Genomic DNA, 17,990 nt, shown 5'->3' with positions numbered 1-17,990 from the left:
CCGGCCGAACCCACTCGCCCGGATAGCGCCAGAAAGCCATACGGCCGCCTTGGAAAGCGCTCTGAAGCAGGCATCAAACTGGCGTCGCCCCTGGCCTGGCGCGTTGCAATGCCCACCCGCTTTCTCCATACTTGCCGCCGATTTTTTGTCCCTAAAAAAGTCCATTAACCGTGGAACCCCTAGCATGAGCACAGCAATCAGTCAGACTGCTTATAACTATAAGGTGGTCCGCCAGTTCGCCGTTATGACGGTGGTCTGGGGGGTCATTGGAATGGGTCTCGGTGTCCTGATCGCCGCCCAACTGGTATGGCCCGAATTGAACTTCGACCTGCCGTGGACGAGCTTCGGCCGCCTTCGCCCCCTGCACACCAACGCGGTGATCTTCGCCTTCGGTGGGTGCGCCCTCTTCGCCACCTCGTACTACGTGGTGCAACGTACCTCGCAAGCCCGACTGATTTCAGACACGCTGGCGGCCTTCACCTTCTGGGGTTGGCAGGCCGTGATCGTGGGCGCCGTGCTGACCCTGCCGCAGGGTTTCACCACCTCCAAGGAATACGCCGAACTGGAATGGCCGCTGGCCATCCTCCTGGCGATCGTCTGGATCACCTACGCGATCGTGTTCTTCGGCACCATCGTCAAGCGCAAGGTCAAGCACATCTATGTGGGCAACTGGTTCTACGGTGCCTTCATCCTGGTGACGGCGATGCTGCATATCGTCAACCACATGTCGCTGCCGGTGAGCTGGTTCAAGTCCTACTCCGCCTACTCCGGCGCCACCGATGCGATGGTCCAGTGGTGGTACGGCCACAACGCCGTGGGCTTCTTCCTGACCACCGGCTTCCTCGGCATGATGTACTACTTCGTGCCCAAGCAGGCCGAGCGTCCGGTCTATTCCTATCGCCTGTCCATCGTCCACTTCTGGGCGCTGATCTCCCTGTACATCTGGGCCGGCCCGCACCACCTGCACTACACCGCGCTGCCGGACTGGGCGCAGTCGCTGGGCATGGTGATGTCGCTGATCCTCCTGGCACCGAGCTGGGGCGGCATGATCAACGGCATGATGACCCTCTCCGGCGCCTGGCATAAGCTGCGCACCGACCCGATCCTGCGCTTCCTGGTGGTATCCCTGGCCTTCTACGGCATGTCCACCTTCGAAGGCCCGATGATGGCGATCAAGACCGTCAACGCCCTCTCCCACTACACCGACTGGACCATCGGCCACGTGCACGCCGGTGCCCTCGGCTGGGTGGCGATGATCTCCATCGGCTCGCTCTACCACCTGATCCCGAAAGTCTTCGGTCGCCCGCAGATGCACAGCATCGGCCTGATCAACGCGCACTTCTGGCTGGCCACCATCGGCACCGTGCTGTACATCGCCTCGATGTGGGTCAACGGCATCACCCAGGGCCTGATGTGGCGGGCGGTCAACGAGGACGGCACCCTGACCTACTCCTTCGTTGAAGCACTGGTCGCAAGCCACCCGGGCTTCATCGTGCGCATGATCGGCGGTGGTTTCTTCCTCACCGGCATGCTGCTGATGGCCTACAACACCTGGCGCACCGTGCGTGCTGCCAAGCCGGCCGAATACGAAGCCGCCGCGCAGATCGCCTGAGGAGCCCGACGTAAATGAAGAACCACGAAATACTCGAGAAGAACGTCGGCCTGCTGGCCATCTTCATGGTGATCGCCGTCAGCATCGGCGGCCTGACCCAGATCGTTCCGCTGTTCTTCCAGGACGTGACCAATACCCCGGTCGAAGGCATGAAGCCGCGTACCGCCCTGGAACTGGAAGGTCGCGACATCTACATCCGCGAAGGCTGCGTCGGCTGCCACTCGCAGATGGTCCGTCCGTTCCGTGCCGAGACCGAACGCTACGGCCATTACTCGGTCGCCGGTGAAAGCGTCTGGGACCACCCGTTCCTGTGGGGTTCCAAGCGTACCGGCCCGGACCTGGCCCGCGTCGGCGGCCGTTACTCCGACGACTGGCACCGCGCGCACCTGTACAACCCGCGCAACGTGGTGCCCGAGTCGAAGATGCCTGCCTACCCGTGGCTGGTAGAGAACAAGCTTGATGGCAAGGACACCGCCACCAAGATGGAAGTCCTGCGCAAGCTGGGCGTGCCTTACACCGACGAGGACATCGCCGGTGCACGTGAAGCCGTGAAGGGCAAGACCGAGATGGACGCCCTGGTGGCGTTCCTTCAAGGCCTGGGAACCTCTATCAAGAGCAAACGGTGAGTGTGATGGATATCGGGACTCTGCGTGGACTGGGCACCGTGGTGATCATGGTCGCCTTCATCGGCCTGGTGATCTGGGCCTACAGCGGCAAGCGCAAGAAGAGCTTCGACGAAGCGACGATGCTGCCCTTCGCAGACGATCCCGAAGCCAAAAAGCACGTCGAGCAAGCTTCTAGGAGTAACAAAGAATGACGACCTTCTGGAGTCTGTACATTACAGCTCTCACCCTCGGCACCCTGCTGGCGCTGACCTGGCTGATCTTCGCCACCCGCAAGGGCCAGCGCAGCAGCACCACCGACGAGACCGTGGGCCACTCCTACGACGGCATCGAGGAGTACGACAACCCGCTGCCGAAGTGGTGGTTCATGCTGTTCGTCGGCACCCTGGTGTTCGCCGTGGGCTACCTGGCCCTGTACCCGGGCCTGGGCACCTGGAAAGGCCTGATGCCGGGCTACCAGTCCGCCGACGAATTCGCCGACAAGGAAAAAGGCTGGACCGGCGTCCACCAGTGGGAAAAGGAAATGGCCAAGGCCGACGAGAAGTACGGCCCGATCTTCGCCAAGTTCGCCGCGATGCCCATCGAGGAAGTCGCCAAGGATCCGCAGGCGGTGAAAATGGGCGGTCGCCTGTTCGCCTCCAACTGCTCGATCTGCCACGGCTCCGACGCCAAGGGCGCCTACGGCTTCCCCAACCTGACCGACGCCGACTGGCGCTGGGGCGGCGAGCCGGAAACCATCAAGACCACCATCATGGCTGGCCGCCACGCCGCCATGCCGGCCTGGGGTGAAGTGATCGGCGAGGAAGGCGTGAAGAACGTCGCCGCTTTCGTCCTCACCCAGATGGATGGCCGCAAGCTGCCGGAAGGCGCCAAGGCAGACATCGAGGCCGGCAAGCAGGTCTTCGCCACCACCTGCGTCGCCTGCCACGGTCCGGAAGGCAAGGGCACCCCAGCGATGGGCGCTCCCGATCTGACCCACCCCGGCGCGTTCATCTACGGCTCCAGCTTCGCGCAACTGCAGCAGACCATCCGCTACGGTCGCCAGGGCGTGATGCCGGCGCAACAGGAACACCTGGGCAACGACAAGGTGCACCTGCTGGCCGCCTACGTATACAGCCTGTCGCACGGCGAGAAGAGCGCCGAATAAGCGCTCCCCTCCCCCACGACCCAGACGGCGCCGGCAACCCCGGCGCCGTTTTATTTTGTGCAAAAGAAAAGCGCGAATGGGACAATACGCGACCAAAAGTCGCACAGTTACCGCAAAAAGCCTGATAGATCAGGCGTATAATCAGTAGGCGTGCAACTATTTTCTGACCCTGTCGGCATGTACCGGCCGGGCGCCCCCCACTGCCGTGGTACGCACTGATGAGCAAACAGATTCCCGTTCAAGACGTCACCCCGCCTGCCAAGGGCGACACCAATAACAACGATCTCTACGCCAAGCGCGAGAAGATCTACACCCGGGCCTTCACCGGTATCTTCCGCCGACTGCGCATGGTGGGCGGTGCGGCGCTCTTCCTCCTCTACTTCGGAACCGTCTGGCTCAACTGGAGCGGTCGCCAGGCCGTCTGGTGGGACCTGCCCGAGCGCAAGTTCTACATCTTCGGCGCCACCTTCTGGCCGCAGGACTTCATGCTGCTGTCCTGGCTGCTGATCGTCTGCGCCTTCGGCCTGTTCTTCATCACCGTGTTCGCCGGTCGCGTCTGGTGCGGCTATACCTGCCCGCAGAGCGTGTGGACCTGGATCTACATGTGGTGCGAGAAGGTCACCGAAGGCGACCGCAACCAGCGCATCAAGCTGGACAAGGCCCCGATGAGCGGCAACAAGCTGCTGCGCAAGACCGCCAAGCACAGCCTGTGGCTGCTGATCGGCCTGGTCACCGGCCTGACCTTCGTCGGCTACTTCTCGCCGATCCGCGAGCTGATTCCCGAGCTGCTCACCGGCCAGGCCGACGGCTGGGCCTACTTCTGGGTCGGCTTCTTCACCCTGGCCACCTACGGCAACGCCGGCTGGCTGCGCGAGCAGGTGTGCATCTACATGTGCCCCTACGCGCGCTTCCAGAGCGTGATGTTCGACAAGGACACCCTGATCGTCTCCTACGATCCGCGTCGTGGCGAGAAGCGCGGCCCGCGCAAGAAGTCCCTCGACTACAAGGCCCAGGGCCTGGGCGACTGCATCGACTGCACGATGTGCGTGCAGGTCTGCCCGACCGGCATCGACATCCGCGACGGCCTGCAGATCGAGTGCATCGGCTGCGCGGCGTGCATCGACGCCTGCGACAGCATCATGGAGAAGATGAACTACCCGAAAGGGCTGATCAGCTACACCACCGAGCACAACCTCAACGGCCAGAAGACCCACCTGGCCCGGCCGCGCCTGATCGGCTACGCCATCGCCCTGGTGCTGATGATCTCCGCCCTGATCACCGCGGTGGTCCTGCGTCCGCTGGTCGGCTTCGACGTTAGCAAGGACCGCGTGCTCTACCGCGAGAACGAACTCGGCCGCATCGAGAACGTGTACAGCCTGAAGATCATGAACAAGGATCAGCAGGACCACACCTACATCCTCGGCGCCAAGGGCCTCGAAGGCCTGACCCTGGAAGGCCGGCGCGAGCTGAAGGTGGCGGCGGGCGACATCCTCAACCTGCCGATGGAACTGTCCATCGAGCCGGAGAAGCTGCCTTCGACCACCAACGAGATCGTCTTCACCATCGAGTCGGCCGACGACCCGAGCATCCATAAAGAAGCGAAGAGTCGCTTCATTGGCCCACGCACCCGTTGAGTAACTTGAGCATGCAGTCCGAGACCCACCCTCAACCCTGGTACAAACACTTCTGGGCCTGGTTCATCGTGGCCCTCCTGGCGACCTCGGTGGTGCTCGGGCTGAGCCTGGTCACCATCGCGGTGCGCAACCAGGACACCCTGGTCACCGACAACTACTACGAGGCCGGCAAGGGCATCAACCGCTCCCTGGAACGCGAGAACCTGGCCGTACGCCTGCAAGTCCACGCCAAGGTCAAGGTCGACGACCTGACCGGCGAAGTCGAAGTGCGCCTGACCGGCAACAGCCGTCCGGATCAGCTCACCCTCAACCTGATCTCGCCGACCCAGCCGGAGAAGGACCGCCGCGTGGAGCTGCTGCGCAGCAACTCCGACCGCGAGCGCTACGTCGGGCAACTGACCGACGCCGTCGAGGGCCGTCGCTTCGTCGAACTGCTCGGCCAGGAAGGCAGCGGCCAGTGGCGCCTGTTCGAGGAAGAGGTGGTATCGCCGACCGTGGTCATGGAGCTGGGTGACGAACCGCTCCAGGGAGCAGAAGCGAAGCGCCCATGAGCGCCCCCCTGCCCTGCTACCACTGCGGCTTGCCGGTCCCCGCCGGCAGCCGCTTCGAGGCCCGCGTGCTCGGCGAGACGCGGGCCATGTGCTGTCCCGGCTGCCAGGCGGTGGCCGAGGCCATCGTCGCCGGCGGCCTGGAAAGCTACTACCGGCACCGCAGCGAAAACGCCGCCAATCCCGAGGCATTGCCCAAGGCGCTCAGCGAGGAGTTGCAGCTCTACGACCGCCCGGACGTACAGGGTGGCTTCGTCCGCCATGAGGGCGAGCTGGCGGAAACCAGCCTGATGATCGAAGGCATCAGTTGCGCTGCCTGCGGCTGGCTGATCGAGAAGCACCTGCGCCAGTTGCCTGGCGTGGCCGAGGCGCGGCTCAACCTGTCCAACCATCGCCTGCACGTGCGCTGGCAGGACAGCCAGCTGCCGCTCAGCCAGTTGCTCGGCGAACTGCGCCAGATCGGCTATGCCGGCCATCCCTACCAACCCGACCGTGCCACCGAGCGCCTGGCCATGGAGAACCGCCGCGCCCTGCGCCAGCTCGGTGTCGCCGGGCTGCTGTGGATCCAGGTGATGATGGCGGTGATGGCGACCTGGCCGGAATTCAACCTCGACCTTTCCGCCGGCATGGACCGCATCCTGCGCTGGGTCAGCCTGATCCTCACCACGCCGATCGTCTTCTACTGCTGCGGCCAGTTCTTCCGTGGCGCCCTGCGCGACCTGCGCACCCGCCACCTGACCATGGACGTCTCGGTGTCGCTGGCGATCGGCGGCGCCTACGTCGCCGGCATCTGGTCGACGATCACCGGCCAGGGCGAGCTGTATTTCGACGCGGTCGGCATGTTCGCCCTGTTCCTCCTCGCCGGCCGCTACCTCGAACGCCGCGCGCGGGAGCGCACCGCCGCCTCCACCGCGCAACTGGTCAACCTGCTGCCGGCGTCCTGCCTGCGCCTGGACGCCGCCAACCAGGGCGAGCGCATCCTGCTCAGCGAACTGCGCGTCGGCGACCGCGTACTGGTACCGCCAGGCGCCGTGCTGCCGGCCGACGGAGTGATCCTCGACGGCCAGTCCAGCGTCGACGAGTCGCTGCTCACCGGCGAGTACCTGCCCCATCCACGCCAGGCCGGCGACACCGTCACCGGCGGTACCCTGAACGTCGAGGGGCCGCTGACCGTCGAGGTCGGCGCCCTTGGCGACGACAGCCGCCTGTCGGCCATCGTCCGCCTGCTGGAACGCGCCCAGGCGGACAAGCCGCGCCTGGCGGAACTGGCCGACAAGGTGGCGCAGTGGTTCCTGCTCATCGTCCTGCTGGTCGCCGCAGCGGTCGGCGCGCTGTGGTGGCAGGTCGACCACCAGCGCGCCTTCTGGGTGGTGCTGTCGCTGCTGGTCGCCACCTGCCCCTGCGCCCTGTCGCTGGCCACGCCCACCGCGCTCACCGCGGCCACCGGCAGCCTGCACAAGCTCGGCCTGCTGATCACGCGCGGGCACGTGCTGGAAGGGCTGAACCACATCGACACGGTAATCTTCGACAAGACCGGCACCCTCACCGAAGGCCGCCTGACGCTCAAGCAGGTGCTACCCCTGCGCGATCTCGACGCGGATCGCTGCCTGGCCCTCGCCGCCGCCCTCGAGAACCGTTCCGAACACCCCATCGCCCGCGCCTTCGGCCGTGCGCCGGAGGCCGCCGACAGCGTCGCAAGCCATCCGGGACTGGGCCTCGAAGGCCTGGTGGAAGGCCGCCGCCTGCGCATCGGCCAGGCCGCCTTCGTCAGCGACCTGGGCGGCAGCGCCACGCCCGCGATGCCCGGCGACTCCGGACAGTGGCTGCTGCTCGGCGACGAGCAGGGACCGCTGGCCTGGTTCGGTCTCGACGACCGCCTGCGCAGCGACGCCCCCGCCCTGCTCGCCGCCTGCAAGGCGCGCGGCTGGCGCACCCTCCTGCTATCCGGTGACGCCTCGCCGATGGTCGCCAGCGTCGCTGCCGAACTGGGCATCGACGAAGCCCGCGGCGGCCTGACCCCGGACGACAAGCTGGCCATGCTCGAACGCCTGCACGGCGAGGGCCGCCGGGTGCTGATGCTCGGCGACGGAGTCAACGACGTACCGGTGCTCGCCGGTGCCGACATCAGCGTCGCCATGGGCAGCGCCACCGACCTGGCCAAGACCAGCGCCGACGCGGTGCTCCTGTCCAACCGCCTGGACAGCCTGGTGCAGGCTTTCCGGCTGGCGCGCCGCACCCGCCATATCATCATCGAGAACCTGGCCTGGGCCAGCCTGTACAATGGCCTGGTCCTGCCCTTCGCCGCGCTCGGCTGGATCACCCCGGGCTGGGCGGCGATCGGCATGTCGGTCAGTTCGCTGCTGGTGGTGGTCAACGCCCTGCGGCTGACCCGAATCCCTTCGCCGAGGTCCGTATGGCCGCGCTCTACATCCTGATCCCCGTCGCGATCGTCATCGTCGCCATCGCCATCTACGTGTTCTTCTGGGCGGTGGACAGCGGCCAGTACGACGATCTCGACGGCCCCGCCCACAGCATTCTCTTCGACGACGAAGACCCGAAGCACCAGGCCGGCGTCGACGAAGCGGAGAAGCCGTCGAAACCCGAGGACCGACCGCGTGGCTGAACTGGCGCCGCTGCTGGTTTCCGCGCTGATCCTCGGCCTGCTCGGGGGAGGCCACTGCCTGGGCATGTGCGGCGGCCTGATGGGCGCCCTGACCCTGGCCATTCCCGCCGAACAGCGCGGCCGTCGCCTGCGCCTGCTGCTGGCCTACAACCTCGGCCGCATCCTCAGCTACGCCTGCGCCGGCCTGCTGCTCGGCCTGGCCGGCTGGGCGGTGGCGCGCACCCCGTTGGCCGGCGCGCTGCGGGTGGTCGCCGGGCTGCTGCTGATCGCCATGGGACTCTACCTGGCCGGCTGGTGGAGCGGCCTGACCCGCGTCGAGGCGCTCGGTCGCGGCCTCTGGCGCCACCTGGAACCCTTCGCCCGGCGCCTGCTGCCGGTCTCCAGCCTGCCACGGGCCCTGCTGCTCGGAGCGATCTGGGGCTGGCTGCCCTGCGGGCTGGTCTACAGCACCCTGCTCTGGGCCACCAGCCAGGGATCGGCACTGGACAGCGCGCTGCTGATGCTGGCGTTCGGCCTCGGCACCTGGCCGGTTCTGCTGGCCACCGGCATGGCCGCCGAACGGGTGACCGCCCTGCTGCGCCGTCGCGGCGTACGCATCGTGGGCGGCCTGATGGTCATCCTCTTCGGCCTCTGGACCCTCCCAGGACCGCACCAGGCCTGGCTGATGGGGCATTGACGGACGCCCGTCCCAACATCGGGCGACACATCCTGTATACATTCACCCGCTTGATACAAATCAACAGGCCTTCCCGGCGCAATCCCTAGACTTCCCGACTAAAGCTCGCCAACTGGGGATCTCTGGCATGCTCGACACCATTCGCTGGGACGCTGACCTGATTCGGCGCTACGACCTTTCCGGCCCGCGTTACACCTCCTATCCGACCGCCGTGCAGTTCCACGAAGGCATCGGCCCGTTCGACCAGTTGCACGCCCTGCGCGACAGCCGGAAGGCCGGACACCCCCTGTCGCTCTACGTGCACATCCCGTTCTGCGCCAACATCTGCTACTACTGCGCCTGCAACAAGGTGATCACCAAGGATCGCGGGCGCAGCGCGCCGTACCTTGCGCGCCTGGTCCGCGAGATCGAGATCGTCAGCCGCCACCTCTCCCGCGAGCAGGTGGTCGAGCAACTGCACTTCGGTGGCGGAACCCCGACCTTCCTCAGTCCCGGCCAGTTGCGCGAACTCATGTCGCAATTGCGCACCCACCTCAACCTGCTGGACGACGATTCGGGCGACTACGGCATCGAGATCGACCCGCGCGAGGCCGACTGGTCGACCATGGGCCTGCTCCGCGAACTCGGTTTCAACCGCGTCAGCCTCGGCGTACAGGACTTCGACATGGAGGTGCAGAAGGCGGTCAACCGCATGCAAACCCCGGAGGAGACCCGTACCATCGTCGAGGCCGCGCGCACCCTGCAGTACCGCTCGATCAACCTCGACCTGATCTACGGACTGCCGAAACAGACGCCGGACAGCTTCGCCCGCACGGTCGACGAAGTGATCGCGCTACAGCCGGATCGCCTCTCGGTGTTCAACTATGCCCACCTGCCCGAGCGTTTCATGCCGCAGCGGCGGATCAACGCCGACGACCTGCCGAGCCCGGGCCAGAAGCTGGAAATGCTCCAGCGCACCACCGAGCAACTCGCCGCGGCGGGCTACCGCTATATCGGCATGGATCACTTCGCCCTGCCCGACGACGAGCTGGCCAGCGCCCAGGAAGACGGCACCCTGCAACGCAATTTCCAGGGCTACACCACCCACGGGCACTGTGACCTGGTAGGTCTCGGGGTCTCGGCGATCAGCCAGATCGGCGACCTCTACAGCCAGAACAGCAGCGACATCAACGACTACCAGACCAGCCTCGACAACGGCCAGTTGGCGATCCGTCGCGGCCTGCACTGCAACAGCGACGACCGGGTGCGGCGCGCGGTGATCCAGCAACTGATCTGCCACTTCGAACTGGCCTTCGAGGATATCGAGACGGAGTTCGGCATCGACTTCCGCAGCTACTTCGCCGAGCTGTGGCCCGACCTCGAACGCTTCGCCGCCGACGGCCTGATCCGCCTGGACGCCAAGGGCATCGACATCACGTCTTCCGGACGTCTGCTGGTGCGTTCGATCTGCATGCTGTTCGACCGCTACCTGCCCAGCCTCAACCGGCAGCGCTTCTCCCGGGTGATCTGAAAGCGCACCGCCCTGCCCGCACGACAGGGCGGTGAATCCCCGCCCCTTCTACCGGCTGCCCATGACCTTCATGATCAGCGCCGGGTCGCTGATACCCATCTCCTTGATGGCCGATGCCATCGCTGCCGTCGCCGTCTGCAGGGCGGAGTTGAGTTGTTGCAACTCCTTCTGCAACTCAGACACGCGAGCCTCCTTCGCCCCCGGATCGGACGACCTCATGGCCTCCTGCAGCTCCCTGAGCTTCTCCTCGATCTTCTTCTTCAACTCGCGGATCATCTTCACCATCGGCCGCAACTCCTGCGGGATATCCTCGTCCTCCTCCTCCACCGGCACCCCCATGGTGGCGGCCAGCTCGCGCCCTGCCTGGGAAAGCTGTACATGCTGATCGGCGGCGTCGGTACCGGCGGCCGGGTCTTCCGCCTGCTCGGCGGTGCCGGTCCGCGCGGCCTTGGCGTCCGCGGCGGCGCGCGATGAGGGCGGCACCTGGGTGGTGATCCAGCCACTGAGGGTCAACATTCCAGTCACTCCGGGAAAAATGGAATTCTTCCATTGGATCGGCCCACGCGTCGCGAACTTGAGCCCCCTTTTCGTCGCCCCTTGACAGGGTGCGACAGGTAGTCGCAGCTGTTTGACGCAAGTCACTGATTGGAAACGCCATCGGCCTGTCAGAAATGGTCGTTGCCAGACCTATGGCTGGCACCCGCATCGCGGCTGCGTTACCCTTACTCCTGTTGTGCCTTTAACCTAGCAAGGACCCCTCAATGGCCGAAACCATCAAGGTGCGCGCACTGCCCCAAGCACACTGCAAGGATTGCAGTCTGGCCCCGCTGTGCCTCCCCCTGTCGCTGACCGTGGAAGACATGGATTCGCTGGACGAGATCGTCAAGCGCGGTCGTCCCCTGAAGAAAGGCGAATTCCTGTTCCGCCAGGGCGATCCTTTCGGCTCGGTCTTTGCCGTGCGCTCCGGCGCCCTGAAAACCTTCAGCATCACCGATGCCGGCGAAGAGCAGATCACCGGCTTCCACCTGCCCAGCGAGCTGGTCGGCCTGTCCGGGATGGATACCGAGACCTATCCGGTATCCGCCCAGGCCCTGGAAACCACCTCGGTCTGCGAGATTCCCTTCGAGCGCCTGGACGAACTGTCCGAGCAGCTGCCGCAACTGCGCCGTCAACTGATGCGTCTGATGAGTCGGGAAATCCGCGATGACCAGCAGATGATGCTGCTGCTGTCGAAGAAGACTGCCGACGAGCGCATCGCCACCTTCCTGGTCAACCTGTCGGCGCGCTTCCGTGCCCGTGGCTTCTCCGCCCAGCAGTTCCGCCTGGCCATGTCGCGCAACGAGATCGGCAACTATCTCGGCCTGGCCGTGGAAACCGTGTCGCGGGTCTTCACCCGCTTCCAGCAGAACGGCCTGATCAGCGCGGAAGGCAAGGAAGTGCACATCCTCGACTCCATCGAGCTGTGCGCCCTCGCCGGCGGCCAGTTGGAAGGCTGAAGCGCCTGCGAACCGCCGACGGGCCCGCCTCAGCGCGGGCCCGTTGTATGATGGGCCCCGAAAAACGCCCAGCCCAGGATCTTCCATGATTTTCGACGAGTTCACCCTCAAGTCGCAGATCCGCGCCGTGCCGGACTTTCCCAAGCCCGGCGTGGTGTTCCGCGACATCACCCCGCTGTTCCAGTCGCCGCGCGCGCTACGCATGACCGTGGACAGCTTCGTCCAGCGCTACATCGAGGCCGATTTCAGCCACATCGGCGCCATGGATGCCCGTGGCTTCCTCATCGGCTCGGCGGTGGCCTATGCGCTGAACAAGCCGCTGGTCCTGTTCCGCAAGCAGGGCAAGCTGCCCGCCGACGTACTCGCCGAGGGCTACCAGACCGAATACGGCGAGGCCTTCCTCGAAGTACATGCCGACAGCCTCTGCGAAGGCGACAGCGTACTGATCTTCGACGACCTCATCGCCACTGGCGGGACCCTGCTGGCGGCCGCAAGCCTGGTACGACGCCTCGGGGCCAGGGTCTTCGAGGCCGCGGCGATCATCGACCTGCCGGAACTCGGCGGCTCCACTCGCCTGCAGGACGCCGGCATCTCCACCTTCAGTCTCACCGCGTTCGCTCTCGACGAGCGTTGATACGCCGGGGCGCGCCCTGGCGCCCCGCGTTCGCTTCTTGCGCCCCATCTTCCGTCTGGTCGAGCCGACCTGGCCATTAATGACTTCGAAATGGCCAGAAATGACCTCCCGCTGTTGGACAATCCTGCAATAATTACATCAGCTAATGACACATTCAGAGGTGTTATAGCGAACTCGCCATAGGGAACCCGAGGAAACCTGTGCGTTTCCCCTCCCCAGAACAACAAAAGGAGTTAGCCATGACTGCCACTGGCACCGCCTCCCCGGTTCGCGCCAATTTCCCCGTGCGGCGGATGGATTTCAGCTTCAGCGAAACCCCGAAGTACTGGTGGGACGGCCAACCCTTCATGACCCAGTTCATGAACAACCTGTCCTCGCTCTTCCCCTACGGCGAAAAATTCTTCGTCGATAGCGTGCGCGCGGTGCGCGACCGCCTGGAGGATCCGCAACTGAAGAAGGACGTCAGCGCCTTCATCGGCCAGGAGGCGATGCACTCCAAGGAGCATGCCGCCTACAACGAATATGCCGAGGAGCACGGGGTCGACCTGGAGTGCCTCGAACTGCGGATCAAGGTCCTGCTGGAAAACGTCAGCAAGGTCACCACCAGGAAACACCAGTTGGCGATCACCTGCGCCCTCGAGCATTTCACCGCGACCATGGCCGCGCAGCTGCTCAAGCGCGAAGACCTGACCATCCAGATGCAGTCGCCGAAGATGTACAAGCTGTGGATGTGGCATGCCATCGAGGAGAACGAACACAAGAATGTCGCCTACGATGTGTACCAGAAAGTCTACGGCGGCTACTTCACCCGGGTTCTGGTGATGATGCTGACCACCCTGATGTTCTTCGGCGTCATCGGCTGGTTCCAGCTCGACCTGCTACGCAAGGACGGCCAATTGTTCAACTGGCGCTCCTGGAAGCATGGCCTGGGCACCCTGTTCGGCCTGCGCAAGGGCTTCTTCACCCGCCTGCTGCTGCCCTACCTGGACTACTACCGGCCGGGCTTCCACCCCAGCGACCACGACACCGCGAAACTGGAGAAATACTGGAAGGACAAACTGGCCTTCGCCGATTGAAGCCCGCCTCCGCCAGTGCCGCTCCGCCCCCGACGCCAGGCCCCGCCTGGCGTTTCTTATTCGAGAGAAGAACAGGATATTGCACACGGAAAAGCCTCCGTTTCGACTACCGTTCCTGAATCCGCCATTTTACGGAGGAAATAATTAGTCAATTCCTATCGATTGGCTTTTTATGATGCCCTGAGGTAATATCATGTTCATTATGTTGAACACTAAGGCATTACCTCTCCCCACTTCCCGTCTGGTCTCCCGCGAGCGTCACTGGACCGGCGACCTCTAGCTCCCTCCCTCGACACCTGCTGTCGGTGGCGACCGCCCCTGCGCTTCGGGGTCTTTCCCGCCCCTCGCCACCGCTCTTCGTCATCTTTGGCCGCGGCCTCCATTCCGCGGTGCCCATGGGAGGGCAACATGCGTTCCTGGATCTATCTGTTACTGGCTATCGGCGCCGAAGTGATCGGCACCACCTCGATGAAACTGGCCGCCACCCACGCCCCTGTCGCAGGCATGCTGCTGATGTACGGGATGATCGGCCTGTCCTATTTCTTCCTCGCCCTGGCGGTCAAGCGTGTCCCCGTCGGAGTCGCCTACGCCCTTTGGGAAGGCATTGGCATCGTCCTGATCACGGCGGTCAGCGTCGCCTGGCTGGGCGAAAGCATCGGCCTGTACAAGGCCGTCGGCCTCGGCGTGATGATCGCCGGCATCCTGCTGATCAAGTCCGGCACCCGCAACGCCAGCGGCACGCCGGCGCAGCCCCGTGGGGAGGCCGTCACATGCTGACCCTGAACTGGATTCCCTTCGCCTGGCTCGGCCTGGCGATCGCCCTCGAGGTCGTCGCCAACCTGCTGTTGAAATACTCCGACGGTTTCCGCAGGCGCGGCCTCGGGATCGCCTCGATCCTCTGCGTGATGGCCGCCTTCACCGCGCTGGCGCAGGCGGTGAAGGACATCGAGCTGTCACTCGCCTATGCGATCTGGGGCGGCTTCGGCATCCTCGCCACCGTCGCCATGGGCTGGGCGCTGTTCGGCCAGCGCCTGGCCTGGCGCGGCTGGCTCGGCCTGTTGCTGCTGCTGGCCGGCATGAGCCTGCTCAAGCTGGCCTGACGCCTCGGCGTCCAACGAAACGCCCATCATCTGCAGGACCGCGGCGCCGGTGAACAACAGCAGTATCTGTTCCTCACCCAGGGCGCAGATTTCCCGACGCCGCTCCGGCTGGCCGATATAGTCCAGCGACAACTGAAACAGCTGGCGGCCGATCAGGCTGGAGAGGCGGCGGATGGTCGCCTCGCTCACCGCCGGCAACAACCTGAATTCGATGATGTCCTCCGACATGTCCTCGGCGAACTCATCCATGATCTGACGCAGGGCACCACGCAGCACCGGCGAAGCCCCATGCAGTTCGCGCACGCCGACGATGAACGCGGCGGGATTGCTCTCCACGAAGTCGAAGAACAGCCGCACCGTCTCCCGGCAGACCCGCCGCCCCCTTTCCAGGTCCAGCCCGAACGGCGTCGTCTGCGCTCGGGCGCTGGGCGCCGCACGAGTCGCGGCCTCGCGGCGAAGCTGGCGCAGCGGCTGGCGCAGCTGGGTAGAGATGTCGCGGATCATGGTCAGGCCAAGATCGTCGATATCGCGGAAATGCCGATAGAAGGTGTTCGGATTCAGGCCCGCCTCGCGCGCCAGCTCGCGCAAGCCGATGGCCCCCAGGCTGCGGCTGCTGCTGCCCAGGCGCAAGGCCGCCTCCAGCAAGGCGCGTTTGCCGGGAGCGTCGGCAACCCTGTCCTTCGTTTCGTTCATATCGCTCATGTTCCACCTGGTTGTTTCCATGCGCCACAAGTTCGGCCGTTGCGTCGCGCCGACCCTACCTAAGGTTGGCTTGACCCTGAAGTATACAGATGTCTACATTCGCAGGTAGACGAGTGTATACGCCAGCAAACAATCATAACAGGAGCTTGGCCATGAGTACCCAACCCACCCCTGCCGCCGCCCGGCACTGCAAGGTCGCCATCATCGGCACCGGTTTCTCCGGGCTGGGGATGGCGATCCGTCTCCGCCAGGAAGGCGAGGACGACTTCCTGATCTTCGAAAAGGACGCCGGCGTCGGCGGCACCTGGAGAGTCAACAACTACCCTGGCTGCGCCTGCGACGTGCAATCCCACGTCTATTCCTTCTCCTTCGAAGCGAACCCGGAGTGGACGCGGATGTTCGCCCGCCAGCCGGAAATCCGCGCCTATCTGGAGAAGTGCTGGGAAAAATACCGCTTGCAGGAAAAGACCCTGCTGAACACCGAGATCGGCAAGCTGGCCTGGGACGAGCGGCAAAGCCTCTGGCACCTGCATGACGCCCAGGGCAACCATTACACCGCGAACGCCGTGGTTTCCGGCATGGGCGGCCTGTCCACCCCGGCCTATCCACGCCTCGATGGCCTGGAGAACTTCCAGGGCAAGGTCTTCCATTCCCAGCAGTGGGACCATGACTACGACCTCAAGGGCAAGCGCGTGGCGGTGATCGGCACCGGCGCCTCGGCGATCCAGTTCGTCCCGGAGATCCAGCCGCTGGTGGCCGCGCTCGATCTCTACCAGCGCACTCCGCCATGGATCCTGCCCAAACCCGACCGGGCAATCAGCGAAACCGAGCGCCGCCGCTTCCGGCGCTTCCCGCTGGTGCAGAAGCTCTGGCGCGGCGGCCTCTACAGCCTGCTCGAAGGGCGGGTGCTGGGCTTCACCTTCGCCCCGCAGGTGATGAAGCTGGTGCAGCGCCTGGCGATCCGCCACATCCACAAGCAGATCAAGGATCCGGAACTGCGCCGCAAGGTCACGCCGGACTACACCATCGGCTGCAAGCGCATCCTCATGTCGCACAACTACTACCCGGCCCTGGCGGCCGCCAACTCCACGGTGATCACCGAAGGCATCCGCGCCGTCACCGCCAACGGAATCGTCGACGGCAACGGCCGGGAGCGCGAGGTCGACGCGATCATCTTCGGTACCGGCTTCACCGCCAACGATCCGATCCCCCGCGGAGTGGTCTTCGGTCGCGACGGCCGCGACCTGCTGGACAGCTGGACCAAGGGCCCGGAAGCCTACAAGGGCACTACCACCGCCGGCTTCCCCAACCTGTTCTTCCTGATGGGACCGAACACCGGCCTCGGCCACAACTCGATGGTCTACATGATCGAGTCGCAGATCGCCTACGTCCTCGATGCGCTGAAGCTGATGAAGCGCCGCGAACTGCTCAGTCTCGAGGTCAAGGCCCCGGTGCAGGAACGCTACAACGAATACCTCCAGCGCAAGCTGGACCGCAGCGTCTGGAGCGTGGGCGGTTGCAAGAGCTGGTACCTGCATCCGGTCAGCGGCCGCAACTGCACCCTGTGGCCGGGATTCACCTGGCGCTTCCGTGCCCTGACCCGGCAGTTCGACGCCTCCGCCTACCACCTCACCACGACACCGCTCGCCGCCCTGAGCAACGAAGCCCGCCAACAGGCCGAAGGGGTACCCGCATGAAGTCGTTCGAAAACAAAGTCGCCGCCATCACCGGCGCAGGCTCGGGCATCGGTCGCGCCCTGGCCGTGGAGCTGGGCAGGCAGGGTTGTCACCTGGCCCTGGCCGACGTCAATGCCGCAGCTCTCGAGGAGACCCGCCAATTGCTCGCCAGCAGCGGGGTACGCGTCTCCACCGCGGTCGTCGACGTGGCCGACCGCGAGCAGGTGCAGGCCTGGGCCGACAAGGCGGCCAGCGAACATGGCCGGGTGAACCTGATCTTCAACAACGCGGGCGTCGCCCACGCCGGTACCGTGGAAGGCAGCGACTACTCGGAATACGAGTGGATCATGAACATCAACTTCTGGGGCGTGGTGAACGGCACCAAGGCGTTCCTTCCGCACCTGAAGGCCTCCGGCAACGGCCACGTGGTCAATGTCTCCAGCGTCTTCGGGCTGTTCGCCCAGCCCGGCATGAGCGCCTACAACGCCACCAAGTACGCGGTGCGTGGCTTCACCGAGTCGTTGCGCCAGGAACTGGACATGGAGGACTCCGGCGTCTCCGCCAGTTGCGTGCATCCCGGCGGGATCAGGACCAACATCGCCAAGACCGCGCGAATGAACGAGAGCATGGCCAAGGTCACCGGCCAGGCTGCCGACAAGGCTCGCCAGCAATTCAACGACCAGTTGCTGCGGACCACCCCGGAGAAGGCCGCCCAGGTCATCTTGCGCGGCGTGCAGCGCGACAGCCGGCGCATCCTGATCGGCGCCGACGCCCACGCGATCGACGTGATGCTGCGCCTGGCGCCAGTGCTCTACCAGCGCGTGGTCACCGCCAGCATGCGCCTGGCAGCGCGCTTCGCGCCGCGCCCGAAGAGCCCCCAGGGCGCCCGCGAAGCCAGCGAGTGAACAGGCCCGCCGGGTAGCCGCTAGGCTG

The 17,990-nt window shown here is 65.0% G+C and carries 18 protein-coding genes and 1 pseudogene; 17 read left to right on the top strand and 2 right to left on the bottom strand.

What is annotated here, in order from left to right; genetic code table 11:
• Nucleotides 1-184: 184 nt before the first annotated feature.
• The 10 genes from ccoN to hemN all read left to right on the top strand — a co-directional run bounded on the left by ccoN (nt 185) and on the right by hemN (nt 10,373).
• Complete coding sequence (ccoN, locus tag FOC67_RS08310) at nt 185-1,612, top strand: cytochrome-c oxidase, cbb3-type subunit I (protein ID WP_003087306.1); 1,428 nt, start codon at nt 185-187, stop codon at nt 1,610-1,612.
• Nucleotides 1,613-1,626: 14 nt separating this feature from the next.
• Nucleotides 1,627-2,238 carry a cytochrome-c oxidase, cbb3-type subunit II gene (gene ccoO / locus FOC67_RS08305; protein ID WP_003087303.1) on the top strand — a complete coding sequence of 204 codons (612 nt, stop codon included), beginning with the start codon at nt 1,627-1,629 and terminating at the stop codon, nt 2,236-2,238.
• 5 nt (nt 2,239-2,243) lie between these two features.
• A complete protein-coding gene (locus tag FOC67_RS08300) occupies nt 2,244-2,429 on the top strand; it encodes a CcoQ/FixQ family Cbb3-type cytochrome c oxidase assembly chaperone (protein ID WP_003087298.1) in 186 nt (61 codons plus the stop codon).
• Nucleotides 2,426-3,382 (top strand): cytochrome-c oxidase, cbb3-type subunit III, encoded by a 957-nt coding sequence (ccoP, locus tag FOC67_RS08295; RefSeq protein ID WP_003087292.1) that lies wholly within the window; start codon nt 2,426-2,428, stop codon nt 3,380-3,382. Before FOC67_RS08300 ends, ccoP begins: the two co-directional genes overlap by 4 nt.
• A 218-nt stretch (nt 3,383-3,600) precedes the next feature.
• Complete coding sequence (ccoG, locus tag FOC67_RS08290) at nt 3,601-5,016, top strand: cytochrome c oxidase accessory protein CcoG (protein WP_003087288.1); 1,416 nt, start codon at nt 3,601-3,603, stop codon at nt 5,014-5,016.
• A gap of 11 nt (nt 5,017-5,027) precedes the next feature.
• Nucleotides 5,028-5,567, top strand: coding sequence for a FixH family protein (locus tag FOC67_RS08285; RefSeq protein ID WP_003159982.1), 540 nt, complete (start codon nt 5,028-5,030; stop codon nt 5,565-5,567).
• Nucleotides 5,564-7,999 carry a heavy metal translocating P-type ATPase gene (locus tag FOC67_RS08280; protein WP_009314745.1) on the top strand — a complete coding sequence of 812 codons (2,436 nt, stop codon included), beginning with the start codon at nt 5,564-5,566 and terminating at the stop codon, nt 7,997-7,999. Before FOC67_RS08285 ends, FOC67_RS08280 begins: the two co-directional genes overlap by 4 nt.
• Nucleotides 7,978-8,187, top strand: coding sequence for a cbb3-type cytochrome oxidase assembly protein CcoS (ccoS, locus tag FOC67_RS08275; RefSeq protein WP_003087273.1), 210 nt, complete (start codon nt 7,978-7,980; stop codon nt 8,185-8,187). Before FOC67_RS08280 ends, ccoS begins: the two co-directional genes overlap by 22 nt.
• On the top strand, nt 8,180-8,863 hold the full coding sequence (locus FOC67_RS08270; RefSeq protein WP_003087270.1) for a sulfite exporter TauE/SafE family protein: 684 nt from the start codon (nt 8,180-8,182) through the stop codon (nt 8,861-8,863). Before ccoS ends, FOC67_RS08270 begins: the two co-directional genes overlap by 8 nt.
• Before the next feature lie 127 nt (nt 8,864-8,990).
• Nucleotides 8,991-10,373: an oxygen-independent coproporphyrinogen III oxidase gene (gene hemN / locus FOC67_RS08265; protein ID WP_003087267.1), complete on the top strand. Its 1,383-nt coding sequence runs from the start codon at nt 8,991-8,993 to the stop codon at nt 10,371-10,373.
• A 48-nt stretch (nt 10,374-10,421) separates the two neighbouring features.
• Here the strand turns inward: hemN and FOC67_RS08260 are convergent, their stop codons facing one another.
• Entirely contained in the window at nt 10,422-10,889 is a 468-nt protein-coding gene (locus FOC67_RS08260) for a hypothetical protein (protein ID WP_009314746.1), read from the bottom strand.
• Nucleotides 10,890-11,134: 245 nt separating this feature from the next.
• Here FOC67_RS08260 and anr point away from each other — a divergent pair, with 245 nt between their 5' ends.
• The 5 genes from anr to mdtI all read left to right on the top strand — a co-directional run bounded on the left by anr (nt 11,135) and on the right by mdtI (nt 14,679).
• Nucleotides 11,135-11,869 carry a transcriptional regulator Anr gene (gene anr, locus FOC67_RS08255; protein WP_003087262.1) on the top strand — a complete coding sequence of 245 codons (735 nt, stop codon included), beginning with the start codon at nt 11,135-11,137 and terminating at the stop codon, nt 11,867-11,869.
• 85 nt (nt 11,870-11,954) lie between these two features.
• On the top strand, nt 11,955-12,503 hold the full coding sequence (locus tag FOC67_RS08250) for an adenine phosphoribosyltransferase (RefSeq protein ID WP_003087259.1): 549 nt from the start codon (nt 11,955-11,957) through the stop codon (nt 12,501-12,503).
• 239 nt (nt 12,504-12,742) lie between these two features.
• Nucleotides 12,743-13,579 (top strand): metal-dependent hydrolase, encoded by an 837-nt coding sequence (locus FOC67_RS08245; protein ID WP_003087258.1) that lies wholly within the window; start codon nt 12,743-12,745, stop codon nt 13,577-13,579.
• A 408-nt stretch (nt 13,580-13,987) separates the two neighbouring features.
• The gene (locus FOC67_RS08240) at nt 13,988-14,356 is read left to right on the top strand and encodes a multidrug/spermidine efflux SMR transporter subunit MdtJ (RefSeq protein WP_003087256.1); all 369 of its coding nucleotides are present in this window, start codon (nt 13,988-13,990) and stop codon (nt 14,354-14,356) included.
• A complete protein-coding gene (gene mdtI, locus FOC67_RS08235; protein ID WP_003103934.1) occupies nt 14,350-14,679 on the top strand; it encodes a multidrug/spermidine efflux SMR transporter subunit MdtI in 330 nt (109 codons plus the stop codon). Before FOC67_RS08240 ends, mdtI begins: the two co-directional genes overlap by 7 nt.
• Before the next feature lie 573 nt (nt 14,680-15,252).
• Here the strand turns inward: mdtI and FOC67_RS29710 are convergent.
• A pseudogene (locus FOC67_RS29710) lies at nt 15,253-15,372 on the bottom strand (TetR family transcriptional regulator); the annotation flags it as partial.
• 122 nt (nt 15,373-15,494) lie between these two features.
• On the opposite strand from FOC67_RS29710, the gene FOC67_RS08225 reads away from it, so the two are divergent.
• Entirely contained in the window at nt 15,495-17,078 is a 1,584-nt protein-coding gene (locus FOC67_RS08225) for an NAD(P)/FAD-dependent oxidoreductase (protein WP_003121915.1), read from the top strand.
• Complete coding sequence (locus FOC67_RS08220) at nt 17,075-17,962, top strand: SDR family oxidoreductase (protein ID WP_009314747.1); 888 nt, start codon at nt 17,075-17,077, stop codon at nt 17,960-17,962. Before FOC67_RS08225 ends, FOC67_RS08220 begins: the two co-directional genes overlap by 4 nt.
• The last annotated feature ends 28 nt before the right edge of the window (nt 17,963-17,990 follow it).

It is taken from the genome of Pseudomonas sp. FDAARGOS_761 (assembly GCF_013343155.1).
Taxonomy (GTDB): domain Bacteria; phylum Pseudomonadota; class Gammaproteobacteria; order Pseudomonadales; family Pseudomonadaceae; genus Pseudomonas; species Pseudomonas aeruginosa.
The sequence above is the reverse complement of the archived record's forward strand: the minus strand, read 5'-3'. Positions and strand labels throughout refer to the sequence as shown.